At 69.3% G+C, this 24,183-nt stretch carries 24 protein-coding genes; 9 read left to right on the forward strand and 15 right to left on the reverse strand.

Annotated features, from left to right (window positions below; genetic code table 11):
- Positions 1 to 7: 7 nt before the first annotated feature.
- The 6 genes from ACIQK7_RS03820 to ACIQK7_RS03845 all read right to left on the reverse strand — a co-directional run bounded on the left by ACIQK7_RS03820 (position 8) and on the right by ACIQK7_RS03845 (position 7,520).
- A complete protein-coding gene (locus ACIQK7_RS03820) occupies positions 8 to 319 on the reverse strand; it encodes a hypothetical protein (protein WP_325209606.1) in 312 nt (103 codons plus the stop codon).
- The gene (locus tag ACIQK7_RS03825) at positions 312 to 857 is read right to left on the reverse strand and encodes a WXG100 family type VII secretion target (protein WP_403021464.1); all 546 of its coding nucleotides are present in this window, start codon (positions 855 to 857) and stop codon (positions 312 to 314) included. The genes ACIQK7_RS03820 and ACIQK7_RS03825 overlap by 8 nt, the downstream gene beginning before the upstream one ends.
- A gap of 74 nt (positions 858 to 931) precedes the next feature.
- The gene (locus ACIQK7_RS03830) at positions 932 to 1,225 is read right to left on the reverse strand and encodes a WXG100 family type VII secretion target (RefSeq protein WP_168220134.1); all 294 of its coding nucleotides are present in this window, start codon (positions 1,223 to 1,225) and stop codon (positions 932 to 934) included.
- Positions 1,226 to 1,339: 114 nt separating this feature from the next.
- Complete coding sequence (locus ACIQK7_RS03835) at positions 1,340 to 1,960, reverse strand: FHA domain-containing protein (RefSeq protein WP_403021468.1); 621 nt, start codon at positions 1,958 to 1,960, stop codon at positions 1,340 to 1,342.
- 114 nt (positions 1,961 to 2,074) lie between these two features.
- Entirely contained in the window at positions 2,075 to 6,433 is a 4,359-nt protein-coding gene (locus ACIQK7_RS03840) for an FtsK/SpoIIIE domain-containing protein (RefSeq protein WP_403021470.1), read from the reverse strand.
- Positions 6,434 to 6,452: 19 nt separating this feature from the next.
- The gene (locus ACIQK7_RS03845) at positions 6,453 to 7,520 is read right to left on the reverse strand and encodes a hypothetical protein (RefSeq protein WP_403021473.1); all 1,068 of its coding nucleotides are present in this window, start codon (positions 7,518 to 7,520) and stop codon (positions 6,453 to 6,455) included.
- Between the two features lie 97 nt (positions 7,521 to 7,617).
- On the opposite strand from ACIQK7_RS03845, the gene ACIQK7_RS03850 reads away from it, so the two are divergent.
- From ACIQK7_RS03850 to ACIQK7_RS03865, 4 genes are read left to right on the forward strand one after another with little or no spacing between them, the layout of a single operon-like run.
- Positions 7,618 to 8,205 carry a hypothetical protein gene (locus ACIQK7_RS03850; RefSeq protein ID WP_403021476.1) on the forward strand — a complete coding sequence of 196 codons (588 nt, stop codon included), beginning with the start codon at positions 7,618 to 7,620 and terminating at the stop codon, positions 8,203 to 8,205.
- Positions 8,198 to 8,971 carry a hypothetical protein gene (locus tag ACIQK7_RS03855; RefSeq protein ID WP_403021478.1) on the forward strand — a complete coding sequence of 258 codons (774 nt, stop codon included), beginning with the start codon at positions 8,198 to 8,200 and terminating at the stop codon, positions 8,969 to 8,971. Before ACIQK7_RS03850 ends, ACIQK7_RS03855 begins: the two co-directional genes overlap by 8 nt.
- Positions 8,972 to 8,982: 11 nt before the next feature.
- Entirely contained in the window at positions 8,983 to 9,843 is an 861-nt protein-coding gene (locus tag ACIQK7_RS03860) for an ABC transporter ATP-binding protein (protein WP_403021481.1), read from the forward strand.
- Positions 9,840 to 10,649, forward strand: a complete 810-nt coding sequence (locus tag ACIQK7_RS03865) for an ABC transporter permease (protein WP_403021483.1) — start codon at positions 9,840 to 9,842, stop codon at positions 10,647 to 10,649. Before ACIQK7_RS03860 ends, ACIQK7_RS03865 begins: the two co-directional genes overlap by 4 nt.
- Before the next feature lie 4 nt (positions 10,650 to 10,653).
- On the opposite strand, the gene ACIQK7_RS03870 is transcribed toward ACIQK7_RS03865, so the two are convergent.
- The 5 genes from ACIQK7_RS03870 to ACIQK7_RS03890 form a co-directional block, all read right to left on the reverse strand.
- A complete protein-coding gene (locus tag ACIQK7_RS03870) occupies positions 10,654 to 11,769 on the reverse strand; it encodes a UDP-N-acetylmuramate dehydrogenase (RefSeq protein WP_403021485.1) in 1,116 nt (371 codons plus the stop codon).
- Positions 11,766 to 12,173, reverse strand: a complete 408-nt coding sequence (locus tag ACIQK7_RS03875) for a MaoC family dehydratase (protein WP_403021488.1) — start codon at positions 12,171 to 12,173, stop codon at positions 11,766 to 11,768. Before ACIQK7_RS03875 ends, ACIQK7_RS03870 begins: the two co-directional genes overlap by 4 nt.
- A complete protein-coding gene (locus ACIQK7_RS03880) occupies positions 12,170 to 12,616 on the reverse strand; it encodes a MaoC family dehydratase N-terminal domain-containing protein (protein ID WP_403021490.1) in 447 nt (148 codons plus the stop codon). Before ACIQK7_RS03880 ends, ACIQK7_RS03875 begins: the two co-directional genes overlap by 4 nt.
- A gap of 125 nt (positions 12,617 to 12,741) precedes the next feature.
- Positions 12,742 to 12,834: a ribonucleotide-diphosphate reductase subunit beta gene (locus tag ACIQK7_RS03885; RefSeq protein ID WP_240792240.1), complete on the reverse strand. Its 93-nt coding sequence runs from the start codon at positions 12,832 to 12,834 to the stop codon at positions 12,742 to 12,744.
- A gap of 210 nt (positions 12,835 to 13,044) precedes the next feature.
- Positions 13,045 to 13,632 carry a CGNR zinc finger domain-containing protein gene (locus ACIQK7_RS03890; RefSeq protein WP_403021493.1) on the reverse strand — a complete coding sequence of 196 codons (588 nt, stop codon included), beginning with the start codon at positions 13,630 to 13,632 and terminating at the stop codon, positions 13,045 to 13,047.
- Between the two features lie 107 nt (positions 13,633 to 13,739).
- Here ACIQK7_RS03890 and ACIQK7_RS03895 point away from each other — a divergent pair, with 107 nt between their 5' ends.
- Positions 13,740 to 14,381, forward strand: coding sequence for an SDR family oxidoreductase (locus tag ACIQK7_RS03895; RefSeq protein WP_403021494.1), 642 nt, complete (start codon positions 13,740 to 13,742; stop codon positions 14,379 to 14,381).
- A gap of 7 nt (positions 14,382 to 14,388) precedes the next feature.
- Here the strand turns inward: ACIQK7_RS03895 and ACIQK7_RS03900 are convergent, their stop codons facing one another.
- Positions 14,389 to 15,219 (reverse strand): SDR family oxidoreductase, encoded by an 831-nt coding sequence (locus ACIQK7_RS03900; protein ID WP_403021497.1) that lies wholly within the window; start codon positions 15,217 to 15,219, stop codon positions 14,389 to 14,391.
- A 219-nt stretch (positions 15,220 to 15,438) separates the two neighbouring features.
- On the opposite strand from ACIQK7_RS03900, the gene ACIQK7_RS03905 reads away from it, so the two are divergent.
- Complete coding sequence (locus ACIQK7_RS03905) at positions 15,439 to 16,365, forward strand: RNA polymerase sigma factor RpoD/SigA (RefSeq protein ID WP_403021500.1); 927 nt, start codon at positions 15,439 to 15,441, stop codon at positions 16,363 to 16,365.
- Positions 16,366 to 16,373: 8 nt separating this feature from the next.
- Here ACIQK7_RS03905 and ACIQK7_RS03910 read toward each other — a convergent pair whose 3' ends face one another.
- Both ACIQK7_RS03910 and ACIQK7_RS03915 read right to left on the reverse strand, forming a co-directional pair.
- Complete coding sequence (locus ACIQK7_RS03910; protein ID WP_325209625.1) at positions 16,374 to 16,610, reverse strand: hypothetical protein; 237 nt, start codon at positions 16,608 to 16,610, stop codon at positions 16,374 to 16,376.
- A gap of 78 nt (positions 16,611 to 16,688) precedes the next feature.
- Positions 16,689 to 17,243 carry a TetR/AcrR family transcriptional regulator gene (locus tag ACIQK7_RS03915; protein WP_403021503.1) on the reverse strand — a complete coding sequence of 185 codons (555 nt, stop codon included), beginning with the start codon at positions 17,241 to 17,243 and terminating at the stop codon, positions 16,689 to 16,691.
- A 135-nt stretch (positions 17,244 to 17,378) separates the two neighbouring features.
- Between ACIQK7_RS03915 and ACIQK7_RS03920 the strand changes: the two genes are divergently transcribed.
- The 3 genes from ACIQK7_RS03920 to ACIQK7_RS03930 all read left to right on the forward strand — a co-directional run bounded on the left by ACIQK7_RS03920 (position 17,379) and on the right by ACIQK7_RS03930 (position 21,760).
- The gene (locus tag ACIQK7_RS03920; protein ID WP_403021505.1) at positions 17,379 to 19,901 is read left to right on the forward strand and encodes an MMPL family transporter; all 2,523 of its coding nucleotides are present in this window, start codon (positions 17,379 to 17,381) and stop codon (positions 19,899 to 19,901) included.
- Positions 19,902 to 20,002: 101 nt separating this feature from the next.
- Entirely contained in the window at positions 20,003 to 21,403 is a 1,401-nt protein-coding gene (locus ACIQK7_RS03925; RefSeq protein ID WP_403023962.1) for an MFS transporter, read from the forward strand.
- A gap of 108 nt (positions 21,404 to 21,511) precedes the next feature.
- Positions 21,512 to 21,760: a hypothetical protein gene (locus ACIQK7_RS03930; RefSeq protein ID WP_403021507.1), complete on the forward strand. Its 249-nt coding sequence runs from the start codon at positions 21,512 to 21,514 to the stop codon at positions 21,758 to 21,760.
- A gap of 22 nt (positions 21,761 to 21,782) precedes the next feature.
- Here ACIQK7_RS03930 and ppsA read toward each other — a convergent pair whose 3' ends face one another.
- Positions 21,783 to 24,170 (reverse strand): phosphoenolpyruvate synthase, encoded by a 2,388-nt coding sequence (gene ppsA / locus ACIQK7_RS03935; protein ID WP_403021509.1) that lies wholly within the window; start codon positions 24,168 to 24,170, stop codon positions 21,783 to 21,785.
- Between the last annotated feature and the right edge of the window lie 13 nt (positions 24,171 to 24,183).

The following is a 24,183-nucleotide window of genomic DNA, read 5'->3' on the forward strand; positions in this document are numbered from 1 at the left end:
TGTACTCCTAGGCCCCGAGTCCGGAACGGATCTTGGACCAGCTCTCGTCGACATCGTCGATCGTGCTCTCATACGCCGTCAGCGCCGCCTCGGCGAGCTTCTGCAGCTGCTCGGTCTGCAGGCGAAGGGTCTCGGCGTTGACCGCCCACATCTCGAAGGTCGAGAGGAACTGGGTCATCGCAGGCCCCTGCCATTCGGCGGGGAGCATGTAGGCGAAACCACCGGCCCCCTCACGCAGCGCCCCCGTGTAGGTGATGAGTGAGGTGAGGGTCTCGTTGAGCGACCGCAGCGCCTCGATGTCGACCTTCTGCTCAGCCATCCGTCTCGCCCTCCGCCTGCTGCGCCGCGGCCGCGGCCGTGTCGTTGCTGCCCTTGTTGTCGCCCTGCGACTGCGCCGCGCGGGCGGCGATGCTGCCGCCGGCGATGAAGGAGCCGCCGCTGCCGCTCGACTCGAGCTGTGCCTCACCGCGGGCCTCCTTGACCTCGGCGGCGTAGCGCCGGCCCCCCGCCACGCTCGTCGAGACGCCCGCGGCTCCGGAGACGACCCCCTGGTTGCCCTGGCGGCGCCCAGAGAAGCCGGACTGCAGGCCCGACTCGTTTGAGGTGTAGCTGGCCTCGGCCGAGCCCAGCTGCACGGCGAGCGTTGTCAGCGATGCCCGAAGCGTGAGGGCGGATGCGTTCCACACCTCCCACTGCTCAGCGAACTTGTCGGCGTCCTCCCCAACCCAGGAGGCGTCGACGACGCCGGAGACGACGCTGGCCGCCTGCGCGACGTGGCTGTCGAAGACGGCGATGACGCCCTGCAGCTGGGCTGCAACCTCACCGAGCGATTGCGCGCGGACGCGGAACTGAACCATGGAATCCCCTGGGGCCGACGGATGGAACTGGGCAGGACGGTGCGCAGCCCCTCAGCGGGGCTGCGCCGGGAGAATCAGCCGCGGAAGGTGCCCGCGATCGAGTTCTCCGACTCCTCGTAGGAGAGTGAGGCCTGGTTGAGCAGGTCGCTGATGCCCGCGAGGCTCTCCTTGAGCTGCAGGGCGGCCTGGTCCCACTGGCCGTAGAGCTCGTTGAAGCTCTGCGACGCCGAGCCAGACCAGTCGCCGCCGACGAGTCCGTCGACGAGGGCCTTCAGGTTCTGCAGCTGGGACTCGATCGACTGCGAGCCCGACGAGAGCTGGCTGGCGACGCCGGCAAGCGATTCGGATGTCACACGGATTTCGGCCACGGGTACCTCCAGTTAGCGAGAGAACAGCGGGCGGAATCGCCGCCGTGTTTTTGAGAATACCTTGTGCCGTATACGGGGGCCATGGGGAGCACTCCCCATGCCTGTTCAACGGGTTCAGCCGGCGGAGATTTCGGCCGAGACATCCCCCAGCCAGATGCGATCGCCCGCCGCGACGGCGACGGCTCGCCCCTCGACGAGCGGGGTGCGGGCGCCCGCACGCTCAACCGCGCTGCCGTTGGCCGAACCCATGTCGGTCACGGTCGCGGCGCCGTCGCGCACCGTCAGGGTGAGGTGCACGCGGGAGACCGAGCGGGTCGTGTCTTTGACCTCGACCGCCTGGGCGCCCGAGTTCTGGGCGGCCGACTGCGGCACGCGCCCGATGACGGCCGTGCCCGACACGATGGCGTGGTCGCCCGTGCTGAAGTGCAGCTTCACGGCCGTGAGTGGCTGCGGAGCGGATGTCGCGGGCGCGGCGACGGGCGCCGACTCTGCCGGGGCAGCCGGCGTTGACGCGACGGGCTCGGGGGCGCCGCCGATGGGCGGAGGCAGCGGCACGGGCGTGTTCGGTGCTGCGGGACGGCTCTGGGTCGCGGGAGTCGGGGCGCCGGTCGCTACGGGCTGCTGGATGCCGGAGGGCACGGGCGGGTATGCGCCCGCGACGAGCTGCCCGCACGACAGGCAGAACATGCTGTTCGGGCGCAGTTCGCTGTCACAGTAGACGCAGCGAGCCGACATCAGCAGAAACCCCTCGATCGAATTCGCGCGGGCCCGGTGCGGGGCCGTCGTGCGCGTGGAACAAGCAAAGTCTAGTTACCGTCGACCCACACGACGCTGGGGGCCACGGAGCCTCTACTGTCGCACATCGGGAACCTGCACGGGCATCCAGCCGCCGTCTCGAAGCAGCACGCCGCCGCCCGGCGTCTGCGACCCGAGCATGTAGCGCGGAATCTGCGTGCCGAAGAGCTGCGCCCCCACCATGGCGTTGGTGGGCGAGAGCACGATGCCGTGCCGCGCCTTCTTGGCCGCGACGATCGCGCCCCCGAAGAGCGTCGAGGCGGCATCCGCATCGACACCGACGCAGAAGGTCGAGAGCGACGCGACGCCCGTGATCGCCTGCTCGAGCGGCGACTGCTTGAGCATCTCGGCGTCGTCGACGAGCACGCTCACCGTGCCGCCGCCGGCCGCCTGCGCGACCGAGCCGACGAGGTCCATCAGCTGCTGCGCATCCATATCGGGCGCCCGCACGATCTCGAGCGAGTGTCCTGTCGCGACCTCCGTGAGCACGGAGTCGCGCGGCGCGACCACGACGACCGGCCGCTTCGACCAGGCGAGCTGGTGCGCGATCGCGGCGAGGGTGCTCGAGCGACCCGAGCCACGACCGCCGGCGACGATGAAGCCGCCGACGTCTGGCCAGTCGAGCGTGATGCGCGAGAGCTCGTCGCCGCCGACCGCGACGACGGGCGTCGGCTGCGCGCATCCGGATGCCAGCGGCAGCGCGTAGGACGCCGAGAGCGCGATGTAGGTGGGCAGCGGGTCGACCCGGAACGGGCGCGGCAGGTCCGCGAGCTGCGGGAAGGCGTCGAAGTGGTCGCGCACATGCTCGACGATGGAGCGGAATGCCGCGGTCTGCGCCTCACCGCTCGTGTCACGGCTGATGACGGCGAGCTGCGCCTCGGTGCCCGTCGCGCCGAACATGACGCGGCCGGGCGGCAGGTCGGCGGGTACGTCGCGGATCATGACGCCCGCCGCGCGGTAGTCGTTGAAGTCGCGCATGGGCGTGATGTAGCGGGTGTCGATGAAGCTGGCGATCTTGTCGCCCGTGACGCTGCGGTCGGCCGTGATGAGCACGCGGATGCCCACGGCCGGGCCCTCGCGCAGCACCCGCATCATCTGGTCACGGAAGGCGACGAGCTGGTCGGCATCGAGCGTCGAGGCGAGCCGCTCCCACCCGTCGACCGCGAGGATCGCGTAGGGCAGGGCATCCGCCGGATCGGCGACCCGCCGCTGCTCCGTGATGTTCGCGACGCCCGCGCGGGAGAGGAGACCCTGTCTGCGTGCGAGCTCGTCGAGCATCCGCTGCATGAGGCGTGGGAGGCGTTCCCCGTCGAGGGGTGTGACGACAGCGCCGCAGTGCGGGGCATCGGCGAGCGGCAGGAGCGCGCCGTTGCCGTAGTCGGCCGCGTAGAGGTGCAGCTCGGCAGGGGTGAAGCGCTGCACGGCCTGCGCCAGGAGGGTGCGCAGCGCCGTCGTGCGGCCCGAGAGGGCCCCACCCAGGAAGAGCAGGTGGGAGTCGTCGACGAGGTTCCAGCCGAGCATCCGCTGCTTCTGCTCGCCAGGCACGTCTTCGAGGCCGAGCACGAGGGTGTTGTCGGGGATCTCGGCCTGCGTGAAACGGTCGAGCGTGAGGAGCGAGGGCAGCGGCAGCAGCCACGGTGAAGGGTTGCGCGCGATGCCCATCTTCTGCGTTGCCGCACTGACCAGGTTGACGAGGGCGCGCAGATCAGTGTCGTCCTGGTCGGCGCGCACGCTCTGGCCCGCCGAGTTGCTCGGGAACTTGGGCGGCGTGCCAAGGGTCGTCCAGTCGATGGGCGCCTTTGGCGGGAGCACGGATGCCGTGCGCTGCACGCCCAGGCGCACGCCGGCGACGCGGGCCGTCTGGAACGCCACGGGCGCCGAGCTGGGCCCCGTGCGCACGTAGCCGCGGCCGGGAGTGTTCGCGCCGATGAGCGCGGCCTCGGCCGAACCGAGCACGTCGTTCGAGTCGCCGCGATCGGTCACGCGGAGGGCCACGCGCAGGTTGATGTTGGACTGCATCTCGGGCGTGATGACGCCACTCGGTCGCTGCGTCGCGAGCACGAGGTTGACGCCGAGCGAGCGGCCCACGCGGGCGATGCGCACGAGGCCGTTGATGAAGTCGGGGAGCTCGGTCTTGAGCTCGGCGAACTCATCGATGACGATCATGAGGCGGGCGAGGCCGTGGCGGGCCGCGGCATCCGCATCCTTCGACCAGGCCGCGTCGACATCCTTCGCCGCCAACTCGCGCAGCACGCGCTCGCGGCGCTTGAGCTCCGCATCGAGGGAGGCGAGGGCGCGCTCCGTCTCGCGGGCATCGAGGTTCGTGACCATGCCGACCGTGTGCGGCAGGCGTTCACAGTCGGCGAAGGCCGAGCCGCCCTTGTAGTCGACGAGCACGAAGTTGAGCGCATCGGGCCGGTTGGCCATCGCGAGGGAGATCACGAGGGCCTGCAGGAACTCCGACTTGCCCGAACCCGTCGTGCCAGCAACGAGGGCGTGCGGGCCGTCCTGGGCGATGTCGAGCGCGAACTCGCCATCGGCACTCGCGCCGACGACGACATAGCTGTTGCGCGGGTTGGTGCTCCACCGCGAGATGAGCGCGTCGGGGTCGTCGAGGTCGACGCCGAGGAGCTCCGTGTAGCGCACGCTCGTCGGGAGCATCCCCTCGTCGCCGACGCCGCTGACGTGCTGGATCGAGCAGAGGCTGCGGGCGATCGACTCGGCGCGGGCCGTCGAGAGGCCGTCGAGCAGCACGGTCGGGAAGTAGGCGTCGTCCGTCTCGAAACGGGCGACCGAGCGGTCGGCCTCATCGACCGCGATGACCGTGCGGCACTCCTCGGGGAGGCGCGAGCGGTCGGTGTCGAGCGCGATGACATGGATGCCGAACCGCGGTCCCTTGTCGAGCAGGTTCACCATGCCCGGCAGCATGCGGTAGCGCCGGGCGCCATCGATCACGACGATGAGCTGCTCATCGAAGACGCCGCCCTTGCCGCCCGTCGCGCGCATCCGTGCCTCCAGCACCGCGTTTGCCTCGCGCAGGCGCTCCCGGCGCGTGTCGTCGGTGTTGCCGATCGCGGCGACAACAGCCTCACCCACCTGGGCGTGCGGCAGCCACTGCACCCACGACCAGTCGGCCTGGTTGTCGTGGTCGCACAGCACGAGCACCTGCGCGTCCCGCGGCGAGCGCAGCACGGTGAGGTGGCAGAGCATGGCACGGGCCGTGTTGCGCACGACATCGAGCGGACCGGCGAGCCCCACGACGCCCGCGCCGAGGTCGGCAGCGATGGGTGCGGGGCCGACGCCGACCTTGCGATCCTCGTGCTTGTCCTTCTGCGAGCCGCCCTCGAAGCGCACGTCGAGCGGCACTTCGGTGACGCCGACGCGCACGTGCAGCGCATCGCGGTCGGCGACGCGTCGCTCCCAGAGGCGCGACAGCGGCTTCGTGGCGATGTCGTAGATAACGACGGGGTCGGGCAGCCGGTACCAGGAGTCGAGGCGTTGCTCCCTCGCGAGCGAGGCGATGCGGGCCGAGGCATCCTTGATGTCCTGGATCCACTGGGCCTCGGTGCGCTGGCCCTTCTTCTTGGCGAGCTTGCGGTTCGTGAGGAAGGACCCAATGACCATGATGGGCGAGGCCGCCGCCATGAGCAGCATGACGACACGACCGAAGAGCACGGCCATCGTGACGCCCAGGATGACGGGGATCGTGGCCGAAAGCCACGGCAACGGCGACTTGTCGGGGTCCTCCGGCTTGTCGCCCGGCAGCGCCACCTGCGGCTGCCGCTGCGTCGGCTGCATGCGCGAGGGCCGGTTGAAGCCACGGCTGCCCGTCACATCGCGCGAGAGGTCGGCATCGGATGCGGGGGCGATGCCAAGGCGGAAGACGCTGCTGCCGACCTGCACGACGTCGGCGGGCACGACATCGACGGACTCCTCGACCCGCTCCCCGTTCACGTAGACGGGCGTGGAGGAGTCGGCGGGGGCGAGCGTCGCGACGAGCGGGGCGCGGCGACCCTCGGCGGCGGGCTCGGCGGCGCCACCGAAGGTGAAGGTGGCGTGCTGGGCGGCAAGGAAGGGGTCGGCGATGCTGAGGTCGGCTGTGGGGGCGCTGCCGATGCCGATCGATACGCCAGCTTGCAGGGCGAAGGACTCGCCCGCGAAGGGGCCGCCCGTCACCTCGAGGCGCGGCTGCCCCGGGAGCGGCTCGCGACTCGCCGTCGACGGCACGATGGCGCCGTTGAGCACGCCCGCGTCAGAGAGCCGGGCATCCTCCGTCGCCGTTGCGATCGCGTGGGGGTGCACCCCGAGCGACTCCGCGACCTCGACGACCGTCGTCGCATCGTCGACCTTGAGCATCCACGACTTGGCCGTCTCGGCCGCCTGTGGGTCCCGCACCGTCAATCGCACGCTCATGCTCCTCCTCGCAAGCCCATCATGCTCCCACCCGATCGAGCAGCCGCACGAAGGCGTCGAACATGCCCGGTGTCTCCTCTGCCGCACCGTCTGGCGGCGGCAGCCTCGGCACCAGCGCCGAGGTCACGTCAGCGTCGGCCCTCGATGGCACGAGGCCGGTCGTGGGGAGTTCTGCGGCGGGCCCGACGAGCGTCACGCTGCCGGTCGCCTGCTCGCCCGCCTCCGAGTAGAGGTGGAACGAGAACTGGTCGGCCCCCGCCGACGCGGTCGGGTGGTAGAGCGCCGTGCCGTCCGGCGAGCAGACGACCGTGCCGTGCACGGCAGCGCCGCACCCGATGAGTCGAAGCTCCTCATCGCCCGCGACCGCGTACTCCCGCAGGTCGAGGGTCACGACGTCGGCGCCCCGCTCGGCGAAGACGTGCAGGGCGCCGAGGCCGCGCTCGCCCGCCCGGTAGAACGACAGCGTGAGGGGTGCCGCGGCCGATTCCTGCCCGAAGTCATCGAGCACGACCACCCCGAGTTCGACCGGGCCCACGTGGTCGGGCGCGACCGCGAAGACGAGGTGGGTCGCGGTCGCCCAGGCGATGCCCGCCTCGCGCGGTGCCACCGAGTCGACCGTGACGGTCATTCCTGTGCAGACCTGACACTCGACGTCAAGGTCGGAGAAGGGCAGCATGACGCGGGTTCCCGCCGCGAAGGGATAGTCGTAATCCTGGTCGGGAAGTACGGGCACGGGTGGGGGCGCGAGCGTCACGATGTAGTCGACCGTGAGCTGCACGGCGCCGTTGCCGAGCGCGAGCGGCACGACGACGGTGCCGAAGTCGGGGTCGTAGGCGGGCGCGGCGAACGTCACTGATTGTGCCTCGCACGCCGTCACGAGATCGGATGCCGCGAGCGCGGCCGCGCAGTCGGTGAACGCCCAGTGCTCAGCCGGCTTCACCTGCGCCTCGCCCTCGTAGGGGATGGCAACCGAGTTGGCGCCCGTGTAGGTCGCGGCCGTGGCATCCGTCGCCGGAATCTGCACCGCGGCGACGAGGGCGAACGCGAGCAGCAGCACGACGATGCGCGCGCGTGCTGCAGCCTTCACCGAGTACCTCCCTCTCGCGGGACAGGCCCGCCGCCCCCGACGACCTTATGCTAGTGACACCCCGACTGGGGGTCTCGCACATCATTCGAGGAGGCGCATGAGCATCGAGCAAGCCCAGCGCAGCGCGCCGCCCGTGCGGATGCAGCTCGGCACCGCACCCGGGCAGCCCTCGCTTCGCAGCCCCTCGCTCTCGGCTCCCGCCGACGCCCCGCCCCGCAAGCGCGAGCTCATGTCGGGCGCCGCCGTGCTGCCCGAGCTGGCCGAGGCGCCCGTCGCGGAACGCAAGTGGTGGAAGCATCCGGCCTTCATCGTCTCGATCATCACGACCTTCCTCGCGCTCGTCGCCGCAATCGTGCTGCTGATCGTCGGCATCGTGACGGATGACACGGCCCGCGTCTCCGGCCTCGGCCTCGACCTCGGCACGGGCAACGCCCAGCTCTCCTGGGATGGCCCCGACGTGCCCTACTCCCTATACGCCGTCGCAGGATCGGGTGACGTGACCGACCTCTCGCAGCCCTTCGTCAAGGGGCGCGAGGCGTGGCTCCCGGTCGGCCTCGGGCAGTTCGACGAGGAGACCTGCTTCGTCGTGCGCCCCGCGAGCATCACCGACGACGTGAGCCTCAGCGCCGACACGCTCGCGAGCCAGGGTGCCCAGTCCGCCTGCGTCGCCAACGCCCGTGAGTAGGCGACGGATGCGCGTGCGCGCGCTCACCGCGGCCGTCGCCATGGGCCTCCTGCTCAGCGGATGCACCGGCCAGCCCGACCCCGAGCCGCCACCCCCACCGGAGGGCGTCGACCTCTCGGCGATCGACCCCGACGACACGGAACGCAACGGTGTCTGGTACCTGAGCGGGGAAGACGCGCTGCGCCAGGTCATCGATGCGGCGCGCAAGGCCGGCGGCGTCACGATGGAGGGCACCGTGACCGAGCGGCTCGTGCTGGGCGAGGATGCTCCCCCGACGCCGGGCCGCAGCATCCGGCTCTCAGTGCAGGGCACGCCGAGCGACTACACCGCGAGCGTGACGGCCGGCGCGATCCGCGTCGAGATCATCGCCGCGGAGGGTGCCGCGCACGTGACGGGCAACCAGGCGCTTGCGGCGGTGACGGGCGTGCCCGAGATCGCGGAGGGCTTCGTCTGCGTCACGCCCGGCGACCCCCTGCTGACACAGTGGCGCGCGCTGCTCTCCCCCGCCGAGTTCCTCACGAGCATCGTCGACTCGGGTGCCGTCACGGCGAGCGCGACCCCGCCCCGCGAGGGGGCCGAGACGGTCGACATCGTGCTCGACTCCGGCGGCTCACCCCTCGGCGTGCTGACCGTCTCGGCCGTCGGCAAACCCCTGCCGCTGCGGTTCGACGGCGCCGACACCTCCGGCGAGGCGGGGCTCACCTTCACGGGCTGGGGCGAGGCATCCGAGATTCCGGAACCGTCGCCCGTCGCGCGCGGCTGCTGAGTGATGGCCCCATGACTCAGCACAGCGAGCACGCCGTGAGCGTGCGCGGACTGCGGAAGCAGTACGGCAGCTTCGCCGCGGTCGACGGCATCGACTTCGACATCGTGCGCGGCGAGACCTTTGCCCTGCTCGGCCCGAATGGCGCGGGCAAGTCCACGACGATCGAGATTCTCGAGGGCTACCGCGACCGCACGGCGGGCGAGGTGAGCGTGCTGGGCGTCGACCCACAGAAGGGCGGGCTCGCGTGGAAGGCGCGCCTCGGCATCGTGCTGCAGGACTCGGGCGAGAGCGGCAACGTGACCGTGCGCGAGCAGCTCAGCCACTTCGCGGCGCTCTACCCCAACCCGCGGAGTGTCGAGGAGACGATCGCCGCCGTCGGACTCGAGGCAAAGGCGGGCACGCTCATCCGCAAGCTCTCCGGCGGGCAGCGACGTCGAGTGGATGTCGCGCTCGGCATGATCGGCCGACCCGAGCTGCTCTTCCTCGACGAACCCACCACAGGCTTCGACCCGCAGGCGCGCCGCCAGTTCTGGGAGGTCATCCGCGGCCTCAAGGACGACGGCACGACCATCCTGCTCACGACCCACTACCTCGACGAGGCCGCGCAGCTGAGCGACCGCGTCGGCATCATCGCGGGCGGCACGCTCCTCGACATCGGCACGGCCGACGAGATCGGCGGGGCGGATGCCCGTGTGCCCCTTGTGCGCTGGCACGAGCACGGCGTGCTCCACGAGGAGCGCACGACGGAGCCAGGACGGCTCGCGCACGAGCTCGTGGCCCGGCTGGGAGAGCCCGAGGGACTCGAGGTCATCCGGCCCAGCCTGGAAGACGTGTACCTGCAGCTCCTCGGCTCCCGCGAGGTGCTGGCATGAGCCGCACGCTCGCGCTCGGCGCACGACGCATCGGCTACGAGATCCGCGCCTACTTCAGGCAGGGCGATGCGGTGTTCTTCGGTTTCCTGTTCCCCATCGTGATGTTGACGATCTTCGCGGTCGCCTTCAGCGAGGCTGAGTTCGGGCGGGATGCGGACGGCAACGTGGTCAGCGCCGCCGACTTCTACCTGCCCGCCATGCTCGCCGCGGGAGTGCTGTTGAGCGGACTCCAGAACATGGCGCTCGACATCGCGACCGAGAAGAGCGACGGCACCCTCAAGCGTCTCGCCGGCTCTCCCCTGCCCGTCGTGAGCTACTTCATGGGCAAGATCGGGCAGGTGCTCGTCTCGGGCATCCTGCAGGCGATCCTCCTCCTCGTGATCGCCGCCGTCGCCTTCGGGGTCGACCTTCCGAGCTCCCCCGAGCGCTGGCTCACCTTCGCCTGGGTCTTCCTGCTCGGCATCGCCACGAGCGCGATCCTCGGCATCGGGCTCAGCGGCATCCCCCGCAGCGGCAAGAGCGCGAACGCCGTCATCATCCCCATCGTGATCGTGCTGCAGTTCATCTCCGGCGTGTACCTGCAGTTCTCGATGCTGCCCGACTGGCTGCAGAACGTGGCATCCGTGTTCCCGCTCAAGTGGATGGCGCAGGGCATGCGCGCCGCCTTCCTGCCCGATGAGTTGAAGGTGCTCGAGCAGGGTGAGACGTGGGACCTGCCCGGCATCGCCATCGTGTTGGCGATCTGGTTGGTCGTGGGGCTCGTGCTCGCTCGGCTGAGCTTCCGGTGGATCCGGAAGGACAGCTGAGCGGCTAGAGGTCGAGCCCGACGAGCACGGGCTCGGGCTGCAGCCGCACCCCGAACTCGCTCATGACGCGGGTCTGCACGAAGCGCGCCAGTTCCGCGATCTGCTCGGCCGTCGCACCGCCGCGGTTGACGATCGCGAGCGTGTGCTTGCTCGAGATCGCAGCGCCGGAACCCGGCAGTGAGAAGCCGCGACGGATGCCCGAACGCTCGATCAACCACGCAGCACTCAGCTTGACCCGGGCCTCCGCCGGCCGCGCCGGGGGCAGACCGTCGAGCAGGTGCGCCTGGTCGAGCGGCACCACGACAGGGTCGGGCTCGGGGTCGAGGCTCCAGCGGGGGGCATCCCACGGGAGCGCCGCCGCAAAGGAACCCGTCACGATCGGGTTCGTGAAGAACGAGCCCGTGCTCACCGAGTCGGGGTCGTCATCCGACAGCACCATGCCCTTCGACGAGCGCAGGCGCAGCACGGCCTCCCGCACGTCACGGATCGGTCGGCGATCCCCCAGCTCCGCCCCGAGCGCGGATGCGAGCTGGGCGTAGGCGATCGGCGCGCTCAGCTCCCCGCGCTGCAGACGCAGCTCAACCGCGAGCACGACGCCCTGGCGACCAGCCTTGATCTTTGACATGCGGTAGTCGAGCCCGAGGTCAGCCGCCGCGATCGTCGACACCTCGCCCGTCAGGTAGTCGAGGAAGTCGATCGAGACCAGGGTGTCGGAGAGCTCCGCACCGTAGGCACCGATGTTCTGGATGGGGGCGGCCCCGACCGATCCGGGGATGCCGGAGAGGGCCTCAAGCCCCGAAAGGCCCGCGTCGACGGTGCGAGCAACGAGCTCGTCCCACGACTCGCCCGCCTGCACTCGGATCGTGACGGGGACGCCCTCGGCCGCGGCATCCGCGCCCTCAAGCCCCTCGATGCCGCGCGTCAGCACGTGCACGGCCCAACCGTCGAAACCCTCGTCGGCGACGAGCATGTTGGAGCCGCCACCGAAGACCAGCCAGGAGTCGCCCGTCGACCAGACGTCGAGCATGACGCTCACCAGCTCGGCGGGGTCGCGAACCTCGATGAATTCACGGGCCTCGCCACCGACCCGCGTCGACGTGAGTTGGGAGAACGCGGTCACTTCGGCAGCGCCACCAAGACCTGCGCCTTGCCCAGCACCGTCTGCTCGCCGAAGGTGACGGTCAGGTCGATGCGGGCACCGTCATCCGTCAACGCGCCAACCTTGGCGCTCACGTTGATGACCGCGCCAAGCTCCGGATCGACCACGACGGGGCGCGTGAACCGCACCTGGTAGTCACGCACAAGGCCGGGGTCGCCGAGCCACTCCACGACCGGCTGCACGGCTGTGCCCATCGTGAGCATGCCGTGGGCGAGCACACCCGGCAGCCCCACGTTGCGGGCGACATCGTCGCGGTAGTGGATGGGATTGAAATCACCGGATGCGCCCGCGTAGCGCACGAGGGAATCACGCGTCAGCGGGTAGCTTGCCTCCGCAACGACCTGGCCGACCTCGAGCTCCATCATGAGTCCCCCCTCACGACGAGCGTCGAGATCGCCGTCACGACGTGCTCGCCCTTCGCGTCGACGATGGTCGACTCCGCCGTCACCATCGCGTTGCCGCCGAGCGACTTGATGCCCGTCACCCGCAGCGTCGCCGTCAACTCGTCGCCCGCCACGATCGGGCGGCTGTAGCTGAAACGCTGGTCGCCGTGCACGACCCGCGAGAAGTCGATGCCCGCGTCTGGCTCGGCGAGCAGCTGCGCGAGCGTCGCCTCCTGGATCACGACGGGGAACGTCGGCGGGGCGACCACGTCGTGGTAGCCGGCAGCGCGCGCCGCCTCGGGGTCGAGATGCGTCGGATGGGTGGCCGAGACGGCGCGAGCGAACTCGCGCACCTTCTCACGGCCCACGAGATAGGGCTCGGTCGGGGGGAATTCCCTGCCCTGCAGATCGGGGTTCACTGTCACGCCCGCAAGTCTATGCACGCTCGTCGGGCCCGTGGGTGCGGCATCCGATGCGTCTGTCCCGAACGCACGAAACCCCGGCGCGCAATGGCCGGGGTTTCGAGAGGGACTGTGTCAGTCGCTGCTGCCTACTGGCAGGAGTCGCACTGCAGCAGGTCCATCGGGTCGACGGGAACGTCGTAACCACTCACGTTGTCGTTGTCCATGAGGACCTCCTTCAAGCCTTTGATATGGGTTCACAGGTGCTGGTCTCGTTGCCTGCCCCTGCGGTGGGTTCCCACTATATAACCGGAATCACAGCCGTGTCATTCCCCTACATGTTGTGTTTTCGGCGTGTCGCGAGGTTTCTCTCAATGCTACAAAGCACCACCGACATCCGCTGTGGAAGTCTGTATATGTCGTGCTTGCGGGCGGCGGCGAAGCGCGAGTTGTCAGGCCCCGGATGCCGCGGAGGCCCGCATGCGATGCGCGCGCACCTTGGCGCGGTTGCCGCAGCGCTGCATCGAGCACCAGCGCCGATTGTTGGCGCGTGACTCGTCGAGGAAGACATGCGTGCAGTCATCCGCCTCACACGAGCGGATGCGCTCGGCACCGTGCAGGCTGAACTGACGCACGGCGTCGCGCGCGATGCTCGAGAGGGCCTGGGCAACCGACACCCGGGTCGCGCCGGCGCGCCGACGCCCTCCTGCGAGCGCGGGAGGAACATCCGGGGTCGCGGCGAAGAGGTTGATCGTATCGATGTCGTCGCGCGCGGGGACGCCGCCCGAGCTGATCGCCTCGGCGGCTCGCGCGATCGCGGCCCGCAGGAGCACGGCGTCACGCAGGTCCCGCTCGACCGCGGCCTTCTGCAGGTGCTCGAAGCGTTCGGAGACCCACTCGAGCAGGTCTGCGGGGGTCGCGAAGTGCTGGCGCACGTCGACACCGACGAGGGCGAAGTCGAGGCTCAGTGCCCCCGAGTCGAAATGCCAACGACTGCCGTCCGGGTTCGAGACCCACTGCCCCGTCATATATTGCGTCATGTCGTAACCAGCCTAGCGAGTTACGCGCGCATCCGACCCCCACGCAACGCACGGCCTGCGCTCAGACATGCGACCTACCGTGACACACCTTCGATGAAAGGAACCGCATGCGAATCGCCATCATCGGCGGCCACGGCAAGGTCGCCCGTCACCTCACACCCATGCTCACGGCCGCGGGCCACGAGGTCAGCTCGATCGCCCGTAACCCCGACCATGCCGACGAGATCCGCTCGTGGGGCGCAAGCCCCGTCATCACCGACATTGAGCAGCTCGACGTGACAGGACTCGCGAATGCCTTCGCCGGCCACGACGCGATCATCTGGTCGGCGGGCGCCGGCGGCGGCGACCCCAAGCGCACCTACGCCGTCGATCGGGATGCCGCCATCCGCTCAATCGAGGCGGCGGACCGCGCCGGCGTGCGACGCTACCTGATGGTGTCGTACTTCGGCGCTGGCCCAGACCACGGCGTGCCCGAGGACGACGACTTCTTCGCCTACGCCGAATCGAAGGCCCAGGCCGACGAGGCACTCCGGGCGAGCGGCCTCGACTGGACGATCGTGCAGCCCAGCGGCCTCACCGACGACCCCGCGACGGGCCACATCGAGGCGGATGCCGAGGAGGGCGCGCAGGTGAGCCGGGGAGACGTCGCCGGGGTGCTCGCCGCCGCTGTGGAGGACGCGTCGACGATCGGGCGAAGCATCCGCTTCAACACGGGCGAGACGCCGATCGCGGAGGCCATCCGCGCCTGAACTGAGATCAGGCGAGATCTTGGCGGCCCTTGAACTCGTCCATGGAGCGGTAGACGCCGAACCAGCGCCCGCCGACAACATCCCAGGCCCGGGTCGGCAGCATGCCGCGCATGACCTTCGACAGGTTGACCGACCATGGCAGCAGCAGCATGGGCCGGCCCGCGAGCATCGCCCTCCAGGCGCGACGCACGGCGTAGTCAGGGTGCATGAGCGGCGTCAGCACAGGGCCACGCGCGCCCTCGAACATGCCGGTGCGAATGTAGCTGGGCGCGAAGGTCGTGACCTTGACGTGGCGATGCCCGGCCTTCTCAAGCTCGAGCCGAAGTGAGTCGCTCCACCCGATCGCGGCCCATTTCGATGCCGCATAGACGGCCATGCGGGGATTCGAGAGTGTTCCCGCGGCGGAGGCGACATTGAGGATGCGGCACTCCTCGCCCGAGGCGATCATCCTCGGCAGGAACTCGCGCGTGATGTGCATGGGGGCGAGCGTGTTGATGCGCATCGTGAACTCGGTGTCGCGCTCCGAGTCCTGCTCCCAGAACCACGCGCTGCGCACGACGCCGGCGTTGTTGATGAGCACGTTCGGCACGCCGACCTCCGCGATCACGCGGGCCGCGGCATCCCGAATCTGATCGAGCGACGCCACGTCGACGACGTAACTGTGCGCGACAACTCCGGATGCCTCGACCTCGGCGCTCACCGCAGCCAGGCCGTCGGCACTGATATCCCACAGCACGAGTGCCGCAGCCCCCTCGCTTGCCGCCCGCAGCGCGTAGAGCCGCCCCATGCCCATCGCCGCACCCGTGACGAGCACGATTTTGCCCCTGACGTTCTCCATGCGCCGAAACTACCGTGCGCCACCGGAGAGCGCTCCCATTTCCTCGCTGGTCAGAAACCTCTTTGCGGTATATCCGAGCACCTCTTACGAAGTGCTTGACACGCATGCGGACGATAGCCCCAAATAGGGGTAGACGAATCATTCTGGACGGGGAGCCCCAGACGGAAGGGAGAGACATGAACATCGTCGTTCCAATCGCCTCTCTGCACAGGGTCTGCCGTGTCGAGCGTTGAGGCGCTCGGCGCCACCGGCACTCCTCAGGACATCGTCGGCGAATACCTCCGCCATATCGGCGAGATTCCCCTGCTCACGGCAGAGGACGAGGTAGAACTGGCGCGCAACATCGAGGTCGGGCTCATCGCGCGAGAGCGACTCCAGACGGGATGCGATCCCGACGACGAGCGCTACCTGCGCCAGCTCATCCGTGAGGGCGAGCGCGCGCACGACCGCTTCATCCGGGCCAACCTGCGCCTCGTCGTGAGCGTCGCCAAGCGCTACTCGGGCCTCGGCCTGCCGCTCATCGACCTCATCCAGGACGGCAACCTCGGGCTCGACCGTGCGGTCAAGAAGTACGACTACACGAAGGGCTTCAAGTTCTCGACCTACGCGACCTGGTGGATCCGCCAGTCGATCACGCGCTCCCTCGGCGAGTCGGGGCGGATGATCCGGGTGCCCGCCCGCGTCGCCGAAAGTGTCGGCACGGTTCGTCGGCACCACCGCGAGCTCGAGGGCCTGCTCGGTCGGCGCCCCACCCCGCAGGAGGTGGCGCTCGCGAGTGGCCACCCGGTCGAGAAGGTGCGCCAGTACCTCGAGCTCGACCAGCAGCCCATCTCGCTCGAACTGCCGCTCGGCGACGGTGACGGCGCCCTGCTTGGTGACCTGTTGGAAGACGACCAGGATGCCGATGTCATCGACATCGTCAGCGGCAGGCTGCGCCATGCGGCGCTTCGCTCGTGCCTCTCCGAGCTCCCCCAGCGCGACGCCGATGTGCTGCGCCGCCGCTTCGGTCTCGACGGCAGGGAACCGCGCACGCTCGACGAGTTGAGCGAGGAGTTCGGCGTCTCACGCGAGCGCGTGCGTCAGATCGAACAGCGGGCGCTTCGTGCCCTGCGTGGGCGCAAGTTCAAGAACCTGCTCGACGACTGAACCCTGGCTCAGGCGGGGCAGTTGAGCTGCGTCGGCGTCGTGGCGTCGCCGCGACGGATGTCGTGTGCCGCCATGAGCTTGCCGCAGACGGGGCACACGGGGTCAGCCGGGGCGACGTAGGGCTCCTCGGGGCGACCGATGCCGACCTGCGCGGGCCCCGTGAAGGTGTAGACGACACGGTTGACACGGTTCCAGAAGCCCTTCTTGCCTTTGAAGGGGTTCTCGAGGCTGGTCCGCGTGTGCATGCATCCATTGTCCCACTCCCGCCGCGCGAAGCAGATCGGCCGCGTCAGGCTGGGGCGAGCGGATGCCCGTGCCTTGCGCTACTCGACGTACGGCGTGACCGGACCTGTCAGCACCCGCCATACCCAGTCGCTCGCGGTCCCTGCGGGCGGCAGCGGGTCTCGCGCGAGCCACGCCTCGATGACCCCGAGCGCGGAGCCCGTGATGCCGGCCGCGACGACATCGAGGGGCATGCCGGCGTAGCCCGGCGCACCCACGTCGGTGATGGTCTCCAGCACGATGGCGCGGATGCGCTCCCTCAGCCGGGCGGCAACCGTGGTCGATCCGCTCAGCACTCGGCGATAGAGGTCGGCGTTCTCCTCGAGGTGCCGGAGGTAGTCGAGCAGCGCCGTCGGAGGCTCATGGAGGGGCTCCTCGATCGCGGGAAGGCGCGCGCCGGCATCCCCCGTCGCCGTGTCGATCGCGTCGGCGAGGAGGGTCTCCTTGTCGGAGTAGTGCTGATAGAAGGTGCTGCGGTTGACGTTGGCCCGCGTGACAATGTCGCTCACGGTGATGGCGTCGAGCGGCCGCTCGCGGGCGAGCGCGAGCAGGGCATCCTGCAGGCTCCGCAGGGTGCGCTCAGATCGGACGTCCATGCTGGGATTCTCGCACCTTGCCGAACGTTTGCCCTGAGTTCTCCCGCAGGTGTCGGATATCCAACACCTGTCGTTTAGGCTGGTCGGCGGCCCACTGTCGTGCCCCCTTCTGCTGACCACCCGAAAGGCACGCTCATGGCCAATCTGCTCTACCGGCTCGGACACGTCGCAAGCCGCCGCTCATGGACCTTCATCCTGTCGTGGCTCGCCGTGCTCGCCATCGCGGGTGGCTCGTTCCTCGCCTTCGGCGGCACACTCACCTCGAGCCTCAGCATCCCCGGCACCGAGACGGAGCGGGTGACGGAGCAGCTCAACGAGCGACTCGAGGGTGTCGGCGGGGCAAGCGCCACGGTCGTCTTCCAGTCCGAGGAGGGCGAGGCCCTCACGGAGACGCAGCGCGAGGAGATCAGTGCGCTGCTTGCGGATGTCGCAGACATCGAGGGCGTTGATGCCACCGTCGACCCGTTCCAGACCGAGGAGCAGCGCACCGCGCAGGAGGACGAGCTTGAGGACGGCCTCGCGCAGATCGAGGCGGCCGAACAGCAGCTCGACGCGGCGCAGGCGCAGCTCGATGCGGGGCAGCAGCAGCTCGACGCCGGCCAGGCACAGCTCGACGCCGCCATCGCGCAGGCGCAGGCCGGCGGCATGTACGAGATGGCGAAGCCGCAGCTCGACGCGCAGCAGGCCACCATCGACGCTCAGCAGCAGGTCATCGACGAGGGGCAGGCGCAGATCGACGCCGGCCGCGCCGAGATCGAGTCCGGCCGCGAGGAGGCCGAGGTCGGCCAGCGACTCATGGACTACGCCTCCGGATTCGGCACCATCTCAGACGACGAGGCAACCGTGATCGGCGTCATCCAGTTCGAATCTGACCTCTTCGGCCTCGGCGACGAACTCAAGGCCGAGGCCGCCGGCGCGCTCGACGACGCCGCCATCGAGGGTGTGCAGGTCGACTACTCGTCCACGATCGCGACCTCGATCGAAGGCCTGCTCGGGCCGGGCGAGATCATCGGCGTCATGATCGCCGCGATCGTGCTGCTCATCATGCTGCGGTCGGTCATCCCCGCGATGCTGCCCCTCATCTCGTCGATCATCGGCGTTGGCGTGGGGGTCGCGGGCTCGCTCGCCTTCTCGAGCGTCACCGACATGACCTCGGTCACGCCCGTGCTCGGAGTCATGCTCGGCCTCGCGGTCGGCATCGACTACTCGCTCTTCATCATCAACCGTCACCGCAGCCAGATGCGCTCGGGCATGAACGTGCGCGAGTCGATCGGCCTCGCGAACGGCACCTCGGGCAACGCGGTCGTCTTCGCCGGTGCGACCGTCATCATCGCGCTGCTCGCGCTCAATGTGACGGGCATCCCATTCCTCGGCGTCATGGGAACGGTCGCGGCCGTCTGCGTGCTCATCGCCGTGCTGGTTGCCGTGAGCCTCACGCCCGCGCTGCTCGGCCTCGCCGGGGAGAAGGTGCTCAACCGCAAGGAACGAGCCCAGGTCGGCAAGGGCCACAGCGCGAAGCCCGCGCGCACGATGAGCACGCCGGTCGCACTCGCGGTGACCGCGGCATCCATCATCGGCCTCCTGGTCATCGCCATCCCGGCCCTGGCGCTGCGGCTCGGCCTGCCCGACGGTGCGAGCGAGCCGGTCGACTCGACCCAGTACCGCTCCTACACGGCCATCGCCGAGGAGTTCGGCGCGGGGCAGAGCGGACCCATCATCGTCACGGCCGAGCTGCCGGAGGCGATCGACTCGGAGGAGGAGCTCGCGACACAGGCCGACATCGCCGGTGAGCTCATGGAGCGCGACGACATCGCCGCCGTCGTCCCCGTGGGTGTCTCGGAGGAGGGCGACTACTTCGCGTTCCAGGTCATCCCCATCGACGGGCCGTCGAGCGAGACGACCGAGGAGCTCGTGCACGAGCTGCGCGCCGACTCGCCGCTCGACAGCGACATCGAGGTGGGGGTCGCGGGCCAGGCGAGCGGCAACATCGACGTCTCGCAGAAGCTGCAAGACGTGCTGCCCCTCTACCTCGGCGTCGTCGTTGGGCTCTCGCTGCTCATCATGATCCTGGTGTTCCGCTCGCTGCTCGTGCCGATCATCGCCACCGCCGGATTCGTGCTGTCGTTCTTCGCGGCCCTCGGTGCCATCACGGCCGTGTACCAGTGGGGCTGGCTCGCCGACATCTTCCAGGTCGCGAACCCCGGCCCCGTGCTCAGCTTCGCGCCGCTCATCATCATGGGCGTGCTCTTCGGGCTCGCGATGGACTACCAGCTGTTCCTCGCATCCGGAATGCGTGAGGCCTACGTGCACGGCATGCCGGCGCGACAGGCGGTCATCGCCGGGCGCCGCAATGCGCGCGCCGTCATCACGGCTGCCGCGATCATCATGATCGCCGTCTTCGGTGGCTTCATCTTCGCCCACATGACAATGGTGCGGCCGCTCGGTTTCGGCCTCGCCGTCGGTGTGCTCTTCGACGCCTTCGTCGTGCGCCTACTGCTCGTGCCTGCGCTCATGCACCTTGTGGGCGACAAGGCGTGGTGGCTGCCCAAGTGGCTCGACCGCATCCTGCCCAACGCCGATGTGGAGGGTGCGTCGCTGGAACGCGAGCACCCCGTGCCGGGTGCTGCCCAGCCACAGGTCGTCGGCGCGGCCAAGTGAGCGGCGGCATCCCTCTGCGGTATGGGATGCTCCCACCTGCAAGCCGATAGCCTGCCGTGGTGGGGAGATCTGATGAGGCGGCGCGCAGGCGCCTGACACGGATGCCCCCGCAGGGGGCGATCATCGCCGTGCTCGCGGTCGCGGGGCTGTGCTCGTCGTTCATGTTCACGCTCGTCGTGCCGATCCAGACGAAGCTGCCCGAGCTGCTCGACGCCAGCCGGGAGGACACCGCCTGGGTCGTGACATCCACCCTCGTCGCTGCCGCCGTCATGACGCCCATCGCCGGCCGACTCGGCGACATGTATGGCAAGCGGCGGATGGTGCTGTGGCTGCTCGCCGTCATGGTCGTGGGGTCGATCATCACGGCCCTCTCCCCCGGTCTGGTCGGGGTCATCATCGGCCGCACCCTGCAGGGCGCCATGACCGGCGTCATCCCCCTCGGTATCTCGATCCTGCGCGACGTGCTGCACAAAGACCGGGTCGATTCCGCGATCGCGCTCATCAGCGCGACCCTCGGCGTGGGTGGGGCACTCGGCCTGCCCGTCAGTGCCCTCGTCACCGAATACACCGACTGGCATGTGCTGTTCTGGATGACCGCGGCCTTCGGCGTGATCGTCTTCGGGCTCGTGGTGTGGATCGTGCCTGTGAGCGTGATGCGCACTGGCGGACGCTTCGACTACCTGGGCGCCATCGGGATGGCGGTCGGTCTCGTCGGCATCCTCATCGCCCTCTCCCGCGGCAACGAGTGGGGCTGGACCTCCCCCACGACGCTCCTGCTCGGTGTCGGCGGCGTCGGCGTGCTGGTGCTGTGGGGCTGGTACCAGATGCGGGCGAGCGCGCCGCTCCTGAACCTGCGCGTCGCGGCGAGGCTGCCCGTGCTGCTCACCAACCTCGCCTCGCTCGCCATGGGCTTCGCCCTGTTCTCTTCGAGCGTCGCCTACCCGCAGATACTCGAGCTCCCGGTGAGCACGGGCGGCTTCGGCCTCTCGCTGCTCGCCGCAAGCCTCATTGTCATGCCGTCAGGCCTGGTCATGATGCTGCTCTCCCCTTACTCGGGCAAGCTCGCCGGGATCTTCGGCCCCAAGCTCCTGCTCGTGCTGGGGGCGATCGCCCTCCTCTGCGCCTACGGCTTCACGCTGCTGTTCGCCTCCGAGGTGTGGCAGATCCTGATCGCCAACGTGCTGATCGGTGTCGGCATCGGCTTCGGCTATTCGGCGATGCCCATGCTCATCATGCGTTCGGTGCCGCAGAGCGAGACCGGGGCATCCAATGGCCTCAACGCCCTCTTCCGCTCGCTCGGCACGAGCGGAGCGGCGGCGGTCGTCGGCGCCGTGCTGGCCACGCACACCGAGGTCATCGGCGGGGTGCCGACGCCGACCCCGCTGGCGTTCCAGTATGCGTTCCTGCTCGGGGGCGGGGCCGCGCTCGTGGCACTCCTGATCGGGCTGGTCATCCCGTCCAAGCGGGACCGGCACGAGCAGCACCCCTCGCTGCCGAACTAGAGCCGGCCGGCAGCCTCCTGCGCTGCTTCGAGCAGGCGCGGCACTCCGGCCTCGAGCGTCGGCCCGAACTCGTCGCCCGGGCGCTGTCCGTCGAGCCAGCGCGTGTAGATGGCCTCGCAGAAGATGGCGGCCTTCCAGAGCGCGAGCGGCGGGCTCGCCACCGTGCCCGGGGCTGTGCTGGGCGCGCTGTTCATCCAGTTCGTGCCGACCCTCGCCTCGAGCATCAGCCCCGCTGCAACCGGCGCCGCGTACGGCATCGTGCTCATCCTGTTCGCGTTCTTCGTGCCCTACAGCCTCGTTGGCCTGGCGCGGGCGTTGCTGGGGCCGCTCGTCGCGCGGATCCCCGGGCCGCGCTGACCCGGGGATCACGCACGCACGGTCAGACCTCGACGGGCTCCGCCTGCTTGGCCAGCGACATCCACGTCTCCACGACCGTGTCGGGATTGAGGGAGATCGATTCGATGCCCTGGTCAAGGAGCCAGCGCGCAAGGTCGGGGTGGTCCGAGGGGCCCTGCCCGCAGATGCCGACGTACTTGCCGCGGCGCAGGCACGCCTCGATCGCCATGGAGAACATCTTCAGCACCGCCGGGTCGCGCTCGTCGAACGTCTGCGCGACGAGCGCGGAGTCGCGGTCGAGGCCGAGCGTGAGCTGGGTCATGTCATTGGAGCCGATCGAGAAACCGTCGAAGTGGTCGAGGAACTCGTCCGCGAGCAGCGCGTTGGAGGGGACCTCGCACATCATGACGACCTCGAGGCCGTTCTCACCGCGGCGCAGGCCGTTCTCGGCGAGGATCTCCATGACGGCGGCGCCCTCGGCGACGGTGCGCACGAACGGGATCATGAGCTTGACGTTGGTGAGCCCCATCTCGTCGCGCACGAACTTGAGCGCCTTGCACTCGAGGTCGAAGCATTCGCGGAAGTCGGCGGAGACGTAGCGGGATGCGCCGCGGTAGCCGATCATCGGGTTCTCCTCCTCCGGCTCGTAGCGGTCGCCGCCGAGGAGGTTCGCGTATTCGTTGGATTTGAAGTCGCTCATCCGCACGATCACAGGCTCCGGGGCGAATGCCGCCGCGAGCATCGAGACGCCCTCGGCGACACGCTTCACGAAGAAGTCCTCTGGCGATGCGTAGGCGGCGATGCGCTCGGAGATCTGCGACTTCAGCGGTTCGGGCAGTGTGTCGTGCTCGAGCAGGGCGCGCGGGTGGATGCCGATCTGGCGGTTGATGATGAACTCCAGCCGCGCGAGCCCCACCCCGCGGTGCGGCAGCCGAGAGAAGGAGAACGCCTGGTCGGGCGTGCCCACGTTCATCATGATCTTCACCGGGATCTCGGGCATCGCATCCAGGTGCGTCTCCTCCTCCGTGAATTCGAGGAGCCCCGCGTAGATGAAGCCGTCGTCTCCCTCGGAGCACGACACGGTGACCTCGGCGCCCTCCGTGAGCACGGATGTCGCATCCCCGGTTCCGACGACGGCCGGGATGCCCAGTTCGCGGGCGATGATCGCCGCGTGGCAGGTGCGCCCGCCACGGTTGGTGACGATGGCCGAAGCCTTCTTCATGATCGGCTCCCAGTCGGGGTCGGTCATATCTGCCACCAGCACATCGCCGGCCTTGAAGTCGGCCATCGAGTCGATGCCCCGCATGACACTCACCCGTCCGGCGCCGATCTTCTGGCCGATCGCGCGACCCGTGGAGAGCACTTCGCTGCGGTCACGCAGCACGAAGCGGCGCATGACGTTGGCGTCTGCGCGCGACACGACCGTCTCCGGGCGCGCCTGCAGGATGTAGATCTTGCCGTCGATCCCGTCGCGGGCCCACTCGATGTCCATCGGCCGGCCGTAGTGCTTCTCGATGGTCAGGGCGTGCTGCGCCAACTCCTCGACCTCGGCATCCGTGATGCTGAACAGGCGACGCTCGGCAGGGTCGACGTCGGCGAAGACGGTGCTGCCGCCGAGTTCCACGCCGTCGGCGTAGCGCATGGCGATGGCCTTCTGCCCCACCGAACGCTTCAGGATCGCCGGGCGGCCCGCCTCGAGGGCGGGCTTGTACACGTAGAACTCGTCAGGGTTCACAGCACCCTGCACGACGGCCTCGCCGAGCCCGTACGAGCTGGTGACGAACACCGCGTCGGAGAAGCCCGACTCGGTGTCGACCGTGAACATGACACCCGAGGCACCGATGTCGGAGCGCACCATCCGCTGCACGCCCACCGACAGGGCGACGTCGTGGTGGTCGAAGCCGTTGTGCACGCGGTAGGCGATGGCGCGGTCGTTGTAGAGCGACGAGAACACGTGGCGCACCGCCTGCAGCACGCTGTCGATGCCCGAGATGTTGAGGTAGGTCTCCTGCTGGCCGGCGAATGACGCATCCGGCAGGTCCTCCGCCGTGGCCGAGGAGCGCACGGCCCACGAGACCGACTCCGGTGACGGGTCATTTGCGACGAGGGTCTCGTAGGCGCTGCGGATGTCGCGGTCGAGGTCTGCCGGCAGCACCTGCTCCTCGATCCACCCGCGGACGACAGCGCCGACCTGCGAGAGCTGCGTCACATCATCCACATCGATGGCGTCGACCGCGGCACGGATGCGCTCGTCGAGGCCGCCCTCTGCGAGGAAGGCGCGATACGCATCCGCTGTTGTGGCGAAGCCGCCGGGCACCCGCACGCCCGCCCCCGACAGGTTGGAGACCATCTCGCCGAGGGAGGCGTTCTTGCCGCCGACCTGCGGCAGGTGTGCCATGCCGACCTCGTGGAACCAGAGGATGTTGCTCATTACTGTCACTTTC

This window comes from Salinibacterium sp. GXW1014, from assembly GCF_044769865.1.
Lineage (GTDB): Bacteria > Actinomycetota > Actinomycetes > Actinomycetales > Microbacteriaceae > Homoserinimonas.

Excerpts from the sequence above, each read along its gene's own strand:
- ACIQK7_RS03820 (WP_325209606.1), bottom strand. The coding sequence starts at position 319 with ATGGCTGAGCAGAAGGTCGACATCGAGGCGCTGCGGTCGCTCAACGAG.
- ACIQK7_RS03825 (WP_403021464.1), bottom strand. The coding sequence starts at position 857 with ATGGTTCAGTTCCGCGTCCGCGCGCAATCGCTCGGTGAGGTTGCAGCC.
- ACIQK7_RS03835 (WP_403021468.1), bottom strand. The coding sequence starts at position 1,960 with ATGTCGGCTCGCTGCGTCTACTGTGACAGCGAACTGCGCCCGAACAGC.
- ACIQK7_RS03840 (WP_403021470.1), bottom strand. The coding sequence starts at position 6,433 with ATGAGCGTGCGATTGACGGTGCGGGACCCACAGGCGGCCGAGACGGCC.
- ACIQK7_RS03850 (WP_403021476.1), top strand. The coding sequence starts at position 7,618 with ATGAGCATCGAGCAAGCCCAGCGCAGCGCGCCGCCCGTGCGGATGCAG.
- ACIQK7_RS03860 (WP_403021481.1), top strand. The coding sequence starts at position 8,983 with ATGACTCAGCACAGCGAGCACGCCGTGAGCGTGCGCGGACTGCGGAAG.
- ACIQK7_RS03865 (WP_403021483.1), top strand. The coding sequence starts at position 9,840 with ATGAGCCGCACGCTCGCGCTCGGCGCACGACGCATCGGCTACGAGATC.
- ACIQK7_RS03875 (WP_403021488.1), bottom strand. The coding sequence starts at position 12,173 with ATGATGGAGCTCGAGGTCGGCCAGGTCGTTGCGGAGGCAAGCTACCCG.
- ACIQK7_RS03890 (WP_403021493.1), bottom strand. The coding sequence starts at position 13,632 with ATGACGCAATATATGACGGGGCAGTGGGTCTCGAACCCGGACGGCAGT.
- ACIQK7_RS03895 (WP_403021494.1), top strand. The coding sequence starts at position 13,740 with ATGCGAATCGCCATCATCGGCGGCCACGGCAAGGTCGCCCGTCACCTC.
- ACIQK7_RS03900 (WP_403021497.1), bottom strand. The coding sequence starts at position 15,219 with ATGGAGAACGTCAGGGGCAAAATCGTGCTCGTCACGGGTGCGGCGATG.
- ACIQK7_RS03910 (WP_325209625.1), bottom strand. The coding sequence starts at position 16,610 with ATGCACACGCGGACCAGCCTCGAGAACCCCTTCAAAGGCAAGAAGGGC.
- ACIQK7_RS03915 (WP_403021503.1), bottom strand. The coding sequence starts at position 17,243 with ATGGACGTCCGATCTGAGCGCACCCTGCGGAGCCTGCAGGATGCCCTG.
- ACIQK7_RS03920 (WP_403021505.1), top strand. The coding sequence starts at position 17,379 with ATGGCCAATCTGCTCTACCGGCTCGGACACGTCGCAAGCCGCCGCTCA.
- ACIQK7_RS03925 (WP_403023962.1), top strand. The coding sequence starts at position 20,003 with ATGCCCCCGCAGGGGGCGATCATCGCCGTGCTCGCGGTCGCGGGGCTG.
- ACIQK7_RS03930 (WP_403021507.1), top strand. The coding sequence starts at position 21,512 with ATGGCCTCGCAGAAGATGGCGGCCTTCCAGAGCGCGAGCGGCGGGCTC.
- ppsA (WP_403021509.1), bottom strand. The coding sequence starts at position 24,170 with ATGAGCAACATCCTCTGGTTCCACGAGGTCGGCATGGCACACCTGCCG.